Raw genomic sequence first — 16,617 nt, 5'->3', positions numbered from 1 at the left:
GGACGTAGTGTTGGCGCAGCGCTGCTGCGAAATCTTTTCCCCAAGAGGAGAACCATGAAGAAACTGAACAAAGTGGCGCTGATGTTTGCCTCCGCTGCGGCCCTGACTGGCTGCGGCAGCATGCACATGCCGATGGCCTCCACGGCCGCGGCGCCGATGCCCGCAGGAACGCGCGTGGTTGCGGCCAACGGCGGCACCCAGGTCGACAACTGGCAGAACGGCACGGGCGAATACGTCTGGCGCAACGGCACCAACGAACTGTGCTGGCGCGATGCCAACTGGACCCCCGCCACTGCTGCGGTCGGCTGCGACGGCGCCCTCGTGGCTGCCGCCCCGGCCCCGGCTCCGGCGCCCATGGCTGCCCCGGCGCCCGCCCCGGCCCCGGCTGCGCAACCGCCGGCCCCGGCTCCCCAGCCGCCCGCCGCCACCAAGGTGACCTACGCCGCCGACGCGTTCTTCGACTTCGACAAGGCCGTCCTGAAGCCCGAAGGCAAGGCGAAGCTGGATGACCTGGTCGGCAAGATCCAGGGCATCAACCTCGAAGTGATCATCGCCGTGGGCCACACCGACTCCGTCGGCACCGACACGTACAACCAGAAGCTGTCCGTGCGCCGCGCGGAAGCCGTGAAGGCCTATCTCGTGTCCAAGGGCATCGAGAAGAACCGCGTGTACACGGAAGGCAAGGGCGAGAAGCAGCCCGTCGCCGACAACAAGACCGCCGAAGGCCGCGCGAAGAACCGCCGCGTGGAAATCGAAGTGGTCGGCACGCGCGCCAATCAGTAAACGCCAGCGAGAAAAGCTGCACAAAGGGCCCGCGCTGCGGGCCCTTTTTCATTTACTCACGAGCCAGCTGACTGACAATCTGCCCCAGCCATGAACGAAGCCCTGAACGCCGACCCGGTCGAACTCGCCAAGTTCTCCGAGCAGGCCCACCGCTGGTGGGACCCGGACAGCGAATTCGGGCCGCTGCACGCGATCAACCCCTTGCGCCTGGGCTGGATCGACGGCCTCGCGCAACTCGCGGGCAAGCGCGTCGTGGACATCGGCTGCGGCGGCGGCATCCTGGCCGACAGCATGGCGCGCAAGGGCGCCAGCGTCCTGGGCATCGACCTCTCGACCAAGGCGCTGCGCGTGGCGCAGCTCCACGCGCTGGAGGCGGGAACGCCCAACGTCGAATACCGCGAGGCCAGCGCCGAGATGCTGGCGCAGGAGCAGGCGGGCCAGTTCGACGTGGTCACCTGCATGGAGATGCTGGAACACGTGCCGCGCCCGGAGTCGGTGGTGCAGGCCGCCGCCACGCTGGTGAAGCCGGGCGGCTGGGTCTTCTTCTCCACCATCAACCGCAACGCCAAGGCGTTCCTGTTCGCGATCGTCGGCGCGGAGTACGTGCTGAACCTGCTGCCGCGCGGCACCCACGAATACCTGAAGTTCATCAAGCCCAGCGAGCTGGCGGGCTGGGCCCGCAGCGCGGGCCTGGACGTGCTCCAGACGCAGGGCATGGAATACAACCCGCTCACGCGTCGCTACCGGCTCAGTGGCGACACGAGCGTCAACTACCTGGCGGCCGCCCGCAAACCCTGATCATGATGATCGCGCACGACGTGAAGGCCGTCCTCTTCGACCTGGACGGCACCTTGATCGACAGCGCCCCCGATCTCGGGGCCGCGGCCGACCAGATGCGCATTGCGCGCGGCCTGCCGTCGCTGCCGTACGAACGCTACCGCCCCATGGCGGGCGCCGGCGCCCGCGGCATGCTGGGCGTCGCCTTCGGCATCACGCCGGACCATGCGGACTTCCCGGCGCTGCGCGAAGAGTTCTTCCGCAACTACGAAGCGTGCATGACCCAGCGGACGTATGTGTTCGAAGGCGTCAAGCAACTGATCGACTCGCTGGTGGAACGCGACGTGCCGTGGGGCGTCGTGACCAACAAGTCCATGCGCTTCACCGGGCCGCTGACCAAGGGCATGCCGCTCTTCGCGAGCGCGCGTGCGGTGGTGGGCGGCGACTCGACGCCGTATTCGAAGCCGCACCCTGCGCCGTTGCTGGAAGCGGCGCGGCAGGTGGGTGTGAAGCCGATCGAGTGCCTCTACGTGGGCGATGACGTGCGTGACGTGCAGGCCGGCAAGGCCGCGGGGATGGGCACCGTCGCCGCCACCTACGGCTACCTCGGCGCCACCGACGTGAAGGACTGGGGCGCGGACGTCCACATCGAGACACCGCTGGCCCTGCTGCCTCTCCTGAAGTTCCGCGTCGCGGCCTGATCGGTTGATCCGACCCTCCGGGGGAGGCGGCGCTCGCCTGCTGCGCTTGCTGCCTCTGCCTCCGCGAGAGGCCTCCGCGAGAGGGCTGCGGTGAGCGGCGCTCGACCTGATCCATTGCCCCAAGGTCCCTTTCCCGACGCCCTCCACCCGCGCTAGAGTGGCCACCAGCATTCCCGGCGGGCGCCCCGCCGCTGCCAACGCTGCGAGGCTTGTTCATGTGGCGACGCGTTGCCGGTTTCCTGCGCAGCCTGCCCTTCCTCATCGTGGCCGGAGCGTTCGGGCTGTACCTGCTCTTCGGCTTCTTCCTCGTCGACCCGCTCGCGCGGAAGGTGCTTCCCTGGGCCGGTGAACGCTTCCTGGCCAGCAAGCTGTCCGCCGAGCGCGTCGACTTCAACCCGCTCACGCTGGAGCTGCGGGTGCAAGGCCTCGCGCTCGCCGAGCCCAGTGGTGCGCTGCTGGCGGGCGCCGACAAGCTCTACGTGAATCTCGACGTCGACGGCGTCACACGCTGGGCATGGCGCCTGCGCTCCATCTTGCTGGAGCGCCCGCGACTGCGAGTGGAGGTGCGACGCGGTGGCGCGCTGAACTGGGACGCCTTGCTCGCGAAGACCAACGGGCCGCCTTCCGATCGCATGGTGCGCGTGCTGATCGATCACCTGCAGGTGGCGAACGGCGACATCGAGTACGTCGATGCCGACCGGCCGGGCGATCCGTACAAGGCGGCGTTCACGCCGCTGGGCGTGGAGCTCGACAGCCTGTCGACGCTGCCCGAGGACAGCGGCGACTACCTGCTCGCGGCGCGCCTGCCGGAGCAGGGCGGCACCTTGCGCTGGAAGGGTCAGCTCTCGGTCAATCCGCTCTCGTCGGAAGGCGAGCTGGAGCTGCAAGGGGCACGCATCGGCCGCGTGCTGGGCGCCGTGCAGAACCCGCTCGCCGCGGTGCCCTCGGGCACGCTCGCGGCGGCGCTGCAGTACCGGTTCGCATTGCTGCGCGGGCCGGGCCGGCAGGCCGTCCCCGATCTGGAGATCTCGAAGGGCAACCTGGTCCTTCGCGACTTCGCGCTCACGCCGCGCGGCGGCGGCGCGCCCTTGCTGCAGCTTGCGACGGCACGCTTCGACGACCTCTCGTTCGACCTCCTTCGGCGCGAGTTCCGCGCCGGCGCGGTGACGCTCGAAGGCGGCGCACTGGCGGCCACGCGCGATGCGCACGGCGCGCTGGACTGGGCGGCGGTGTTCACGGCGCCGGCCGAAGGCGGCGCGGACCGTCGCGGCGCCGTCGTGAAGGCCGCGGCGCAGGCCCGGTCGCCGTGGAAGTTCGCGGTCGGCACCGTGCGCCTGGCCGGCTGGTCCGCGAAGTGGACGGATCTCGGTTATGCCAAGCCGCTCTCCGCGACGGCCCAGGCCTTCGAGCTGAGCGCCTCTGTCGCGGGCGAGCTGGGACCGCAGACCATGGTCGATCTGGGCTCGGTTCAAGCTTCCATGGGCCCGGTGGAACTTCGCTCGGGCGACGAATCGGTCGCGCAACTGCAGCGCGCGACGCTGGTGAATGCGCGCATGGCCCTGCCAGCCAATCGCGTCGACATCGAAGCCATCGGGCTCGACGGTGCACGCGCACTGGTCCGCCTCGACAAGCAGCAGCGGCTGAACTGGAGCGACATCCTGCGCCGGACTGCGCAGGCGCCGCCCGCACCTGCAGCCGTGGCGCCATCGACCGCGCCCGCAATGAAGATCGTGCGCGTCGCCGCCGACGACCTGCAGTTGCAACTGGTGGACGCGTCCTCCGCGACGCCCGTGACGCTCGACTTGGCGCAAGGCACCGTGCAGTTGCGCGATGTGGGACTGGACCTCTCCCGCGCGATCCCGGTGGAAGCCGCATTCACCGTGAAGCAGGGTGGCCGGCTGGAGGCGAAGGGCACGATCGTCCCCGGCACGCCCTCGGGGCAGCTCGAACTGCGGCTCGCCGGCCTCTCGCTCAAGCCGTTCGCGCCCTACGTCAACCAGTTCGCGCAGCTGCGCCTGGATGCGGGTGCGGCGAATACGCGCGGCAAGCTGGTGTTCGGCCCCGGCAGGAAGGGCATGGCGCTGGCCTACACGGGCGGCTTCGCGGTGGACGGCCTGGCCATCACCGAGGAGGACACGGGCCAGCCCTTCCTGGGATGGAAGAAGCTGTCGTCCGACGCGCTGCGGCTGACGCTCGGCCCGGACAGTGCCCACATCGGCGAGCTGGTGGCGCGCGAGCCCTTCGGCAAGGTGATCATCTTCGAGGACCAGACGCTGAACCTGCAGCGCATCCTGCGCACGTCGGCGAAGAAACCGGCGCCTGCCGTGACGCCCGTAGTTGCGACGTCGAGCGCTCCTCCATCGACCGCCGCACCTCCCGCGTTCCCCGTCACCGTGGAGCGCCTGCGCGTCATCGGCGGCAGCGCCGAATTCGCCGACCTGTCGCTCACCCCGCAGTTCGGCACGCGCATGCACGACCTCTCCGGCGTGGTGACGGGGCTGTCGACCGACCCGGCGTCCAATGCGCAGGTGGAGCTCGATGGCCAGGTCGACGACTACGGCTCGGCGCGCATCCGCGGCGCGATCCAGCCGTTCCGCGCGACCGAGTCCACGGACCTGACGCTGGCGTTCCGCAACCTGGAGATGACGCGGCTCACGCCGTACTCGGGCAAGTTCGCCGGCCGCAAGATCGCGTCGGGGCGGCTGTCGGTGGACCTCGAATACAAGATCAGGCAACGCCAGCTGGCCGGCACCAACAAGTTCATCGTGACCAGGCTGCGCCTGGGCGAGCCAGTGGACAGTCCCAGCGCCAGCAAGTTGCCGCTGGACCTGGCCATCGCCCTGCTGGAGGACAGCAACGGCGTGATCGACCTCGACCTGCCCGTGTCGGGCAGCCTGGACGACCCGCAGTTCAGCTATGGCGCGATCGTCTGGAAGGCCCTCGTCAACGTGCTCACCAGGATCGTCACGGCGCCCTTCCGCGCGCTGGGCGCACTGCTCGGCGGCGAAACCGAGAAGTTCGAGGCCGCAGGGTTCGACCCGGGCAGCAGAGTGCTGCTGCCGCCCGAGCAGGAGAAGCTGAAGACGCTGGCGGAAGCGCTCGCCAAGCGACCCTCGCTCACGCTGACCATCCAGCCGGGCTACGACCCCGCGGCGGACCGTCGCGCCCTGCAGGACGCCGCGATGCGCAAGGAGGCGGCCACCGCGGCCGGCCTCAAGCTGGCGCCGGGCGAGCCGCCCGGGCCCGTGGACGTGAACAACTACAAGGTGCAGACCTGGCTCGAGGACCGCTACGCGCAGGTGGCGGGCGCCGGCGAGTACCAGAAGCTGCGGGCGAGCTACAAGGACAAGGATGCAGGCGGTGTGGCACGCGTGATGGACAGTGAATTCGTCGAGCGCCTGGGACGCCGGTTCAAGACGCGCGACGACGGCGCGCCGTCCGCTTTCCATGCGGAGCTGCTGGACAGGTTGACGAAACAGGTGCCCATCGCCGATGAGGGACTCGTGGAACTGGCGCAAGCGCGTGCCAACGCCATGCGCGACACCATAGTGAAGCTGGGCCTGGACGCGAACCGCGTGACCATCGCAGCGCCCGCGGCACGGCCCGCGAAAGACAAGCTGGTGGGCAGCGGCCTGTCGCTCGGCGTCGGGAAGCTGGCGACGGCGCAGCCTGAGGGCGGACCGGACGCGACGCGCAGCAACTAGCGACCTCTTCCCTCCCTTCCCTTTGGGGGGAGGGCGGGGGCGCTCAGCGCACCTCGGTCACCAGCGTCCCCACCAGCTCCTTCATGCTCCGCGCGGCGTCATCCAGCGCCAGCGTATCGGGCACCCACTGCAGTCCGCCGGCGAAGCGCGGCTCGCTGTAGTCGGTCGCCGCCGGGATCACCTGGAATCCGGCCCGCCCGAATTCCGCCGCCGCGCGCCGCATGTGCAGCGCGGAGGTCACGAGCAGGATCCGCGGACGTGGCGATCCTGCAGGAGCCTTGCCGTGAATTGCGCGTTCTCGTAGGTCGTGCGGCTATCGCGCTCCTGCAGGATCGCCGCGGCCGGCACCCCCAGCTCCTGCAGCAGGCCCGCGATCACCTGCGCTTCCGGCACGGCGGCGAGCGCCGGATCGCTGCCGCCGCTGGCGACCAAGATCGGCGCCTTGCCCGCGCGGAACACGCGCGCTGCATGCCAGATACGATCGGCCGCCGGACTGAGATTGGGGTAGGGCATGCCGCGGCCCGGCGGCGCCACCGCACCTCCGAGCACCACGATGGCATCCGCGCGCGGCAAGGCCGCGGCCAGTCGCGGCGGATAACGGTGCTCGAGGTGGTGCAGGAGCGAATCGCTCACGACCGGCGTCGACCAAAGCCACAGCCAGCCCAGGCCGAGGACCAGCAGGGAGATCGCCGCCCGGCGCGCCGTGGCCAGGAGCAGCAGGCCCACGAGCCACAGGAGGAGCGCCGTCCCCAGCGGCGAGATCAGTGCGATGGCGAGCTTGGAGACGACGTAGGGGATCAACGCCGTCTCAGCCCGCGTATCCCTTCGGATTCGCGCTCTGCCAGCGCCAGGCATCCACGCACATGTCCTGCAGGCTGCGCTTCGCCTCCCACCCCAGCAGCTTCTTCGCCAGCGACGGGTCGGCATAGCACTGCGCCACGTCGCCCGGCCTGCGCTCCACCAGCTGGTAGGGCACCTTGCGCCCGCTCGCCTGCTCGAACGCGCGCACCACGTCCAGCACGCTGTAGCCGCGTCCCGTGCCGAGATTCACCGTGAAGCTCTCGCCGCGCTCGAGCAGCGTGCGCAGCGCAGCGACGTGGCCCTCGGCCAGGTCCATCACATGGATGTAGTCGCGCACGCCGGTTCCATCGGGCGTCGCGTAGTCGCTGCCGAACACGCTGAGCTGCTGCCGCTGTCCCACCGCCACCTGCGTGACGTAGGGCATGAGGTTGTTCGGAATCCCCGCCGGGTCTTCGCCCATCAACCCGCTCGCATGCGAGCCCACCGGATTGAAGTAGCGCAGGATGCCCACGCGCCAGGAAGGCTGGGCCTGCTTCACCGCCGTGAGCATGTCCTCGATCACGAGCTTGGTATGCCCGTACGGATTGGTGTGGCTGCGCGGGAAGTCCTCGGTGATCGGCACCCGTGCCGGATCGCCGTACACGGTCGCGCTGCTGGAGAACACGAGCGTCGGCGCTCCGGGTGATTGCGGCCCCAGGTACACCGCCTCCATCGCCTGCAGCAGGCTGATGGCGCCACCGAGGTTGTGGTGGAAGTACTTGAGCGGCTGGGCCACGCTTTCGCCCACGGCCTTGTCGCCGGCGAAGTGGATCACGCCCGCGGGGCGGTGACGCCGCAGCACCGCTTCGACGAAGGGCCGATCGAGCACGTCCCCTTGCTCCAGCACCGGTCGCGTGCCGAGGATGCGCTCCAGCCGGTCCAGCACGGCCGGGTGGCTGTTGGCGAAGTTGTCCAGGATCACCGGCTTGAAGCCAGCCTCGTGGAGCGCCACCACGGTGTGGCTGCCGATATAACCGGCTCCGCCGGTAAGGAGAATGGGAAGAGTGGGCTGCTCCTGGGTCATGGCTCGGGACTATACGGTCTTCCTCGCCCGCCCAGTGCCCAGGACGGGGCTGCGCCGCACTTGCGCACGCCGCCCTTGAAATTTGCCGCCATGGCGTAAACTAGGCTCTCCTGGGGCTGCACCGGTTTCGACGTGGGTTCGGACACGCAGCAGGGCATGTCGAGGCTCAGTTCCCTCGTTAATCCAGCTGAAACAAACTAACTGCGAACGACGAACGTTTCGCCCTCGCCGCTTAATTGCCGGTGAGCCTTGCAACAGTTGGCCGATGGGCTGGGTCAGGGTCGTAAGGTCCTGACTGCAAGGGTCATTACATTGGCTGGTTTCCGACCGGGTGCCTTGGTCGGAAACGAGAAAATAGGGCACTGGCTGCCCTCTCAGCGTGCGACTGCGCGGTGAGGGCGGTGAGAACCAAACCAGATCGCTAAACATGTAGAACTGCTCGGAGAAGGCTTGCGGACGCGGGTTCAATTCCCGCCAGCTCCACCATCTCACCTGAAAAGGCCGCTCGCCTACGAGCGGCCTTTTTTCATTTGGGCGTCGTGCATCGCTGGGGTTCCTGCGTCACCCCAGCCTACGGGGGCGGCGCGGCCGCCGTTCCGGCAGGGGGACGCAAAGCAGAGAGGTTGCTCGCAGGCTGGCGGTGAGCGACAGAGAACCCCAGCGCCTCTGCCGCAGGCCGCCGCCCCTGCAAGTGCACCACGCGAGAGCCGTCGACGCTTCCCCAGCACCAGCGGGCCCGCTAGCTACGTGATTATTCCCGCATCGGCCGTAACGGTTTCTGCCCAGCCGTAGGATTGGGTGACACGCCTTTGTAGGACGCGACGCCGTACCTCTTCAATTCAGAACGCAGCAGCCGTAGGGGCGCACCGCCATCGAGCGATGCGAAAACGTGCGGAAAAGCACGCTGAAGGGCCTTTCCGCTCTGCAATTACGAAACGGGTTGGGGAAAACCCGCCGTTAAAGTCGCGCCCAGCTTTCGTGCCCCGGCCCATCCATGCGGTCGCAGGTCCCTCCCCCCAAGCAAAGGTGAAATGAAACTCAAGCTCGTCCTCTGTACTGTTCTCTCCGCTGCGCTGACGGCCTGTGGCGGCGGTGGTGGTTCCTCTCCGGCCCAGGTTGCGAGCGATTGCACGGCGGGCAGCGCCTGCAGCACGTCCCCAGGAACCGGTTCGTCCGGCACGTCGACATCGTTCTCCCCCTCCGCCGCGGTACAGCTGGGCGTGTGGCCTTCCACCATGTTGCAGGCCGGGACCGACTCCGACGCGTACTGGCTGCAGGACGGCGTGTGGGGACCCGGGACGCTCACGCGCGGAACGTACACAGGATTGAGCGGCTCGCAGTACGAGCAGAGCATGGGCGTGAGCCCCACGACCGGGGCGAATGGCGAAGTCACTGGCCGCATCAGCTGGGGCTGGCCGACCGGCACCACCGAGGTCAAGAGCTACATGGCTTTCCTCGCCGGCAACAAGCCGGGCTGGGCGAACTCCTGGACCACGCCGGGTGGCTACGCGGTGCAGTTGCCCGACGGCAAGCAGAGCGACAAATTCCCCAGCGGCAAGACGCCGGGCTCGATCTTCCCGCTGCAACTGCCGATCCAGTCGCTGAAGACGTCGGTGGAGTACAAGCACAATGCGACCCCCACCGGCCGGGGCCACCTCACCTACGACATCTGGCTGCAGAACACGCCCGACCAGCCGACCAGCTTCAGCGCGCCCCCGATCACGCATGAGATCATGATTCCGCTGGATTACTGGGGCAACTACGGCGCCTACGGCTATCGCAACCCGGACTGGTACAGCCATGACGCGACCATCGACGGGCGCCTGTGGCACGTCTACTTCGTGCGCAACTTCCCGAGCGGCCAGCCGGGCACGGGCTGGAACTTCACGGTGTTCGAACCCGACCAGCCCGGAATCCAGCCTGGCACCCTCGACCTCGCGGCGTTCATCAATTACCTGACGACGCAGAAGGACAGCTCCGGCTCGTGGGCGAAGGGAAACGAGTACTGCGTGAGCGTCGAACTCGGCGTCGAGCCGGTGGAGGGCACTGGCGACATCACCATGGACAAGTTTCGCGTCTGGAAGTAGCACGCACTGGCGGGAGCACGCTCCCGCTTCGACGCAGACATGCAAACGAATGGGCCGCTCACGCGGCCCATTTCTATTGGTGCCCTCACCGAAGCCGTCGCAGGCGCGCCTGGCGTGATAGCCGGTCGCGGGCAGCGGACCTCTGCAGGGCGAGCGGACCGACCTCTGCGCCGCCAGCGAATCGGCCTTTGCTCGACGCGCGAGGACAGGCCGATCCGGCCTCGATTCCGAGGCTTGACGACTTTCGCGCGTCTCGCCGCCGCCACGAACTCCCTGTGAGTTCTTTCGGATCCGGGTAACGACCCTTCGCTCCGCGTAGGAATGGGTAAACCTGACGTGTAGGACAACGCGCCACGCGGTTGTCGGCCAATTCCAGCGGTGGCGCGACTTTACGGCCCGCTTCGCATGTTGGAGCCGCGCAAAAAAACACGCTTGAGCCGCTTATCGGCTCTGCATTTTCAAACGGTTGAGCCTCGGATGGCCCCTAGAGTCCGGGCTGCCGGCCTAGCTGAGCCGCAACGAAGAGTCCGGCACACCTCGCTACTACCAACCGTCGAATGAAAAGCAGTTTCACCCTTTGTACCCTTCTCTCGCTCGCCCTGGTCGGCTGCGGCGGTGGGGACGATTCCTCCGTCAGCGCCCAGGCCGCCTGCGCCCGCAGGGTCCCCAATGCCTGCGCCACCGGCGGGTCCTCCAATTACAGCAAGGGCTCGACTTCGACGGGCACGACCTCCACGAGCACGACCTCCACGAGCACGACCTCCACCACGACCGCGGGCTCCGCGTTGGCGGCTCCGACCGACATCAGCATGGCAGCGTGGCCGACCACGATTCTGCAGACCGGGTTCAACACGGACGCCTACTGGCTGCAGGACGGTGTCTGGGGAGCAGCGGGACTCACCCGCGGAACCTACACAGGTGTCACCGGCACTCAGTACCAGCAGAGCATGGGCGTGAGCCCGACGATGGGCCCGAATGGCGAAGTCGCAGGCCGCATCAGCTGGGCCTGGCCCACTGGCACCACCGAGGTCAAGAGCTACATGGCGCTGCTGTCCGGCAACAAGCCGGGTTACGCGAACTCCTGGACTCTGCCGGGGGGCTTCGACGTGCGCCTGCTCGATGGCACGAACAGCCAGACCTATCCGAGCGGCAAGACGCCCGGCTCGATCTTCCCGCTGCAACTGCCGATCGCTTCGTTGAAGGGCTCGGTCGCTTACAAGCACAATGCCGCGCCGACCGGCCATGGGCACCTGAGCTATGACATCTGGCTGCAGAACACGCCGGACCAGTGCCATGGGTTCGACAACTGCAACGAGATCACGCACGAGATCATGATTCCGCTGGACTACTGGGGTGGCTACGGCGCCTATGTGGCCGGCGGCGGTGGACGCAACCCGGCCTGGTACAGCCACGACGCCACGATCGATGGGCGCCTGTGGCACATCTACTACGCGCCGGACTTCAATGGCAAATGGAAGTTCATCGTGTTCGAACCCGACCAGCCCGGCATCCAGCCCGGTACCCTGAACCTGGCCGCGTTCATCAACTATGTCGCGACGCAAAAGGACAGCGCCGGCACCCCCTGGGCGAACGGCAACGAGTACCTCACGAGTGTCGAACTCGGTGTCGAGCCGGTCGACGGCACGGGCGACATCACGATGTTCAACTACCGGGTCTGGAAGTAGCGCGCGCCGCGGGAGCCGCTCCCGCTGCGATGCTCGCCAGGAAAAAGGGCCGCTTGCGCGGCCCTTTTCACTTTTCAGCTGGTACCGATCAGTGCGTCCCGAGCAGCAGGTAGGACTCGATCACGCCCATCTCCGCTGAAGTCGGCGTCCCCTTGCCCGTGACCGCCGCGACCAGGTAGCCCCCGAAGCTCTGTTGCGGAAAGTCGTAGTTGAAGCCGCTGCCGAGCAGAAGCTGATCGAACTGGGCCGACGGAAGCGTCACCGCCTTGCTGGTCGCGGCGGCGCCCACGCGCAGCGTCTGCGTGGAGCCGGTGGACAGGAGCGCCACGGTCGTCGGCGTGCCCGGTGTCAGCGCGGTGAGCGCGGGCACCACTGTTTCAGTCCCTGCCGGATCCACCCACCTCGCCTGCGGCTTACCCGCCTTCAGTTCCAGCGCGGCAAGGTGTCCGTAGTCGGCGGCACTGGCCTGGAAGATGACGCCCGAGGCGTCCGCAGACGGCACCGAGATCGCGGCGATGGCGAACTGGGGATCGTTCAGCCCGTACGGCACGACCTCGATGGGCGTGGGATCCGCGGTGAACGTGGTGCTGCTCGTGAGCGGAACCGCAAACCGCTTGCGGCACCAGAGGCCGAACACCTGGACCCGGTAATCGGCATTCGTCAGGTCGGCCGCCTTGCGCGTACCCACCATCGCCATCTTGGGAGTGACGAACAGGCCCATGCCGGGGCCGGTGTTGAACCAGTTCACCATCTCCATCTCGTTGCCCGCCGACGATCCGAAGCCGGAGTCGGACACCGCACGGAGTTCCTGGCCGACCGCGCACGGCGCGCCGTAAAGCGGATCCGTGTAGCCATCGGCCATGTCCCACTTCGCCGCAGCGTACTTGGCCAGGAGCGCCATGGCGGCATCGGGGAGGTTGCTGGTTCCGTCCGCTCGGGTAGTGGCCGAGTACGCCACCGGGTCCGTCAGCGAGTACACCTTGCGCGGCGGCGGCAGGTTCGGCGCGGAATTGCTCGAGTAAGTGAGCGTGGTGACTGCATTCGCCTTCGGCGTGAAAGTGAAGCTGTCGGACCCGTTGGCGCCGGCGGGAATGATCAACGTCGTCTTGTTGAACGTGCCGCCGTTGTCCGAGCTCACGGTGATCGTCACGGACTGCTGGAGGGCGCCTCGCGCATACACCGTGATGGTGACGGGCGCAGGCGCGCCCGCATCCGTCCTCGCCCAGCCCGGACCCGCGTCGAAGATCGATGCCTTCCAGCTTTCCGCGACCGCCATCATGGCTCCGGCTTGCTGCGACTGGGCCGGCTTGTTCTGGTACCACGTGGGAATGTGGGTGACGTGCTGCCCGCGGTGCTGCCAGTGCGAGCCACCGGCCCACGAATACACCTCGACATTGTTCTTCTTCGCGAGCTGGATCATGTTCGTCCAGGACGCCTGCCAGTGCGCATCATCCGCGGGCATGCCGGTCTCGGTGAGCGCGATCGCCATCTTGCGCGGCAGCGCGAAGTCCAGCGCCTGCTGCAGGCGCTTGGCGCCGGTCATTTCGTCGATCGGCGCCTTGTCGTTCACGCCCACGCTGAAGTTCGAGCCCACCTGGATGTTCCAGTTCGCACCCTGTCCGCTGTTGGTCGCGTCCAGGTAGCAGTGCACTTCGTACACGATCTTCTCCGCGTTCAGCGGCCAGCCCGGGTTCTCGGTACCGAGGCCCCAGGCGTCGCTGAAGTTGTTGCCGCCCAGGTAGATCAGGGTATCGGCATCGATCGCGCGAATGGCCTTCACGGCAGCAGCGGCGAACGTCGGCCAGATGGTGAGGTCCTGGCCGTTGTAGATGGGGGGCAGGTTGGGATCGTTGCCGAGGGTGTCGCCGGGCTTGGGCATCGCGTTCGGCTCGTTCATCATGCCGTAGCCACCCAGGCCCGGGTGATCCTTCCACTTCTTCGCGATGCGGCTCATGAAGTCGACGTAGTTGTCGATGGTGAGCGTCGCACCGGGCGCCAGCGCCATGATGCGGAACTGCACCTGGGAGGAATCCGTCGTGAACGCCTGAGCGACGCTGTTCGGCTTGGTCAGCCCCTTCACGTCGCCGTTGGCCTGGTACACGAAGTCCGTGTAGCGGCAGTAGTTGTGCACGTCGATGATGCACTTCGTGCCGGCCTTCGCATGCGCGTCGAGCACCTGCGTGATGAACGCGGCGTATCCGGGATGGAACTCGCCTGGACCGCTGACGCCGATCTTGGAGAGGGTTTCGGCGCTCGGCTTCGCATCGTGCAGGATCGGCTGCAGCATTTCCCAGCGAATGGGAAGCCGGGACTTGCCGAACCCGTTGGCCTTCAGGTAGTCCACGTCCTGCTGGCGCGGGACTGCGAAATTGACATTGGGCAAGGTGCTCGGCCCGAACCGGAGCGCGTCTCCGAGTTCCATGCTCGCGAGGTTCGTGCCGATGGCGAACTGCATGGCCACGGGTGCGGGCCCGGTCGGCCCGGATGAGCCACCCGGAGCAGGAGCAGGGCCGGAGCCCGGTGTCGGCGCTGCGCCCGGCGCCGGAGACGGGGTTCCCCCGTCAGAACTGCCGCCACCCCCGCCACCACAGGCGGTGAGCACGGCTGCTGCGCCGAGCGACAAACTAAATTCACGCCGCTTCATAAAAGTGACCTCCATAACGATGTGCCAGCGCAGTATGGGAGCTGTAGAGGTCGCTCGGTGACGAACCGGTCGCGCTCACGCGAAAATTGGGAGGCGTCCTACACTCGACAATTGCGTAGTTCACACTCAGCGATATCGCTGCGGCGGAACGTCGACGCGAGAGCCGATCAACGACTGCGAAGTAACGGCGGATATCCTGGATGCATCAGCGGGTGCGACCCACGTACCTCGCGTCAGAAAAATAACAACTTACTTCCGGACGTTAACGAGAGGTAAAGATGCTCCGGCGCGCACGCGAGTCACGCCACACCGCTGCTAAAGCAATACGCGCGTTGCTGCGTCAGGCCATCGACGACTCGTGCCTGCGTGCCGCACTCACCGCTTGAATTCCACCAGCTGCGGCGCGCTGCTCGCCTGGAGCAGCTTGGGCCTGGAACCCAGGCCGGCCTCGATCTTCCTTGCGATCGCGTCCGCGAATTCGGGCGCAGCCTGCGTGGACACGTGGCTTCCATCGAAAAGAAGAACCCGTCCGCCGCTCACGACAGGACATCTCGCGTCCTGGCAAAGCAGGTCGCGTCCGTCCACCTCGGTGAACTTGGAGGGGTCGAGGCCGGACAGCAGGGTGCGCCGGACCATGGTCGCCTGTGCGTAGTCGCCCAGGATGGCATGCAAACGCCCTGCGAGCACCTCATGGCGTTGCCGGTCGAAGTCTTCGACCGTGGGGTGCGGCGTGACCAGGATCACCTTGGATCCGGAGGCCGCGATCGCGTCGATGGTTTGCCCGAGACGCGCCGACATGAACTGGCGCGGACCGAGCGACGGGTTGTCGCGATCGAGGAGGATCGGGCGACCTTCCGTGTTCACGCCAGTCAGGTACCAGCTGTACGCGCTGGTCAGGATCACGGAGTCGAACTTCTGCTGCTGGATCGTTGCGACCGAGGCGTCGTTGTGGCGTTCGCAGTCGGAAGCGAATCCCACGCCCGTCGTATGGGGCTCGTTGCGGCGCGTGCCGAGGATCGAGGGGCAGCTCTGCTTGATGAAAAGGTGCAGCGAGATGTTGTCCTTCGCCAGCCTGCGCGCCAGGCTGATGGCAAACGCATCTGCGTAGCTGTCGCCCCAGAGCGCGACCCGGGCGCGCGGCGCCGGCAGGCGGAAGCAGTCGCTTGCCGAAAAGTTGCAGCTGTCGGCGGTTTGCTCGACCTGCACGTCGCTGGGCATCACCGATGCCGCCACCGCGCCGATGGCGAGCATGGACGCCGTGCTCGCTGCCGCCGCCCGCAACACCCATTGCCGGCTCAGGCCGCTTCTGAACGGGCGCTCCACGAAGCGCCAACTCAGGGTGGCGAGCACCAGGCTCATCACGGTCAGGCCGAACATCACGGGGAAATCGGACTGCTCCACACCGTAGTTGCGCGCGAACGCGAAGAGCGGCTGGTGCCACAGGTACGCGCTGTAGCTCACGAGCCCGATGCCGACGAAGGGCCGGGCGGAGAGCAGGCGTCCCGCGAACGTGCGCGGTCCCGCGCCGGCGATCACTGCGGCCGCGCCCAGGGTCGGTACGAGTGCGTAGAAGCCGGGGAAGGGCGTCGTCTTGTCGTAGAGTGCGACCGCGGCTGCGATGGCGATCAGGCCCACGGTGCCGAGAATGGGTACGCCTGCTTCGCGCTTTTCGAGGTAGAAGGCGAGCAGGCAGCCGACGATCAGCTCCCACGCGCGGGGTGGCAGGAGATAGAACGCGGGCGTGGGCCGCACGAGTGCGAGCCACTGTGCCACCAGCAGGCTGCCCACCGCGGCCAGCGTCAGCATCACGACTATCGCACGCCGGCCGAAGCGCCAGGCAATGCCGAGGAACAGGGGGAAGAACAGGTAGAACTGTTCCTCGACGCCGAGGCTCCACATGTGAAGCAGCGGCTTGAGGTCCGCGTTGCGACTGAAATAGCTGCTGGTCTTCCAGAGATAGATGTTCGACGAGAAGAGCGTCGTCGCCGCCATGTTCCTGAAGAAATCCTGGCGGTCCGCGGGCAGCAACCAGACGAGTGCGAATGGAATGCAGCACGCAAGCACGAAGAACAGCGCCGGCAGGATCCTTCGCGCGCGCCGCTCGTAGAAGCGGGCGATCGAGAACGTTCCCTTCGTCTTCTCATCGAGCAGGATGCCGGTGATCAGGTAGCCGCTGATCACGAAGAAAACATCGACACCGACGAATCCACCCGCGTACGCCGAAAAACCTGCGTGATAGAAGATCACCGGCAATACGGCGACCGCACGCAAGCCGTCTATTTCAGGTCTGTGCTTCACGAAGCGATCCTTCCGGTGGGGGCGAGGCGCTCGCGCAGCAGTTCCATCGGCGCGTCGGCGCGTGTGATGAGCAC

At 67.2% G+C, this 16,617-nt stretch carries 9 protein-coding genes, 1 other RNA gene and 1 pseudogene; 7 read left to right on the top strand and 4 right to left on the bottom strand.

From position 1 onward, the window contains the following. Nucleotides 1–54: 54 nt before the first annotated feature. The 4 genes from ompA (at nt 55) to JJB11_RS11430 (ending at nt 5,965) form a co-directional block, all read left to right on the top strand. Entirely contained in the window at nt 55–783 is a 729-nt protein-coding gene (gene ompA / locus JJB11_RS26375; protein ID WP_201170708.1) for an outer membrane protein OmpA, read from the top strand. Nucleotides 784–873: 90 nt separating this feature from the next. Next, a complete protein-coding gene (ubiG, locus tag JJB11_RS11440; RefSeq protein WP_201170705.1) occupies nt 874–1,581 on the top strand; it encodes a bifunctional 2-polyprenyl-6-hydroxyphenol methylase/3-demethylubiquinol 3-O-methyltransferase UbiG in 708 nt (235 codons plus the stop codon). Between the two features lie 2 nt (nt 1,582–1,583). Further along, entirely contained in the window at nt 1,584–2,261 is a 678-nt protein-coding gene (locus tag JJB11_RS11435; protein ID WP_201964776.1) for an HAD-IA family hydrolase, read from the top strand. Between the two features lie 215 nt (nt 2,262–2,476). Further along, entirely contained in the window at nt 2,477–5,965 is a 3,489-nt protein-coding gene (locus JJB11_RS11430) for a DUF748 domain-containing protein (protein WP_201170696.1), read from the top strand. A gap of 43 nt (nt 5,966–6,008) precedes the next feature. On the opposite strand, the pseudogene JJB11_RS26725 reads toward JJB11_RS11430, so the two are convergent. After that, a pseudogene (locus JJB11_RS26725) lies at nt 6,009–6,478 on the bottom strand (YdcF family protein). A 295-nt stretch (nt 6,479–6,773) separates the two neighbouring features. Next, the gene (gene galE, locus JJB11_RS11415; RefSeq protein ID WP_201170690.1) at nt 6,774–7,829 is read right to left on the bottom strand and encodes a UDP-glucose 4-epimerase GalE; all 1,056 of its coding nucleotides are present in this window, start codon (nt 7,827–7,829) and stop codon (nt 6,774–6,776) included. Nucleotides 7,830–7,941: 112 nt separating this feature from the next. Between galE and ssrA the strand changes: the two genes are divergently transcribed. The 3 genes from ssrA (at nt 7,942) to JJB11_RS11400 (ending at nt 11,601) form a co-directional block, all read left to right on the top strand. Then, nucleotides 7,942–8,315: a transfer-messenger RNA gene (gene ssrA / locus JJB11_RS11410) on the top strand. A 749-nt stretch (nt 8,316–9,064) separates the two neighbouring features. Further along, a complete protein-coding gene (locus JJB11_RS11405; RefSeq protein ID WP_201170688.1) occupies nt 9,065–9,916 on the top strand; it encodes a glycoside hydrolase family 12 protein in 852 nt (283 codons plus the stop codon). A gap of 809 nt (nt 9,917–10,725) precedes the next feature. Beyond that, entirely contained in the window at nt 10,726–11,601 is an 876-nt protein-coding gene (locus JJB11_RS11400; RefSeq protein WP_201170686.1) for a GH12 family glycosyl hydrolase domain-containing protein, read from the top strand. Nucleotides 11,602–11,689: 88 nt separating this feature from the next. Here the strand turns inward: JJB11_RS11400 and JJB11_RS11395 are convergent, their stop codons facing one another. Beyond that, complete coding sequence (locus JJB11_RS11395) at nt 11,690–14,056, bottom strand: glycoside hydrolase family 5 protein (RefSeq protein ID WP_201964775.1); 2,367 nt, start codon at nt 14,054–14,056, stop codon at nt 11,690–11,692. Nucleotides 14,057–14,620: 564 nt separating this feature from the next. After that, nucleotides 14,621–16,543 (bottom strand): acyltransferase family protein, encoded by a 1,923-nt coding sequence (locus tag JJB11_RS26550; RefSeq protein WP_201170681.1) that lies wholly within the window; start codon nt 16,541–16,543, stop codon nt 14,621–14,623. Nucleotides 16,544–16,617 lie beyond the last annotated feature (74 nt).

The sequence above is a fragment of the Ramlibacter ginsenosidimutans genome, from assembly GCF_016654015.1.
GTDB lineage: Bacteria > Pseudomonadota > Gammaproteobacteria > Burkholderiales > Burkholderiaceae_C > Ramlibacter > Ramlibacter ginsenosidimutans.
The sequence above is the reverse complement of the archived record's forward strand: the minus strand, read 5'-3'. Positions and strand labels throughout refer to the sequence as shown.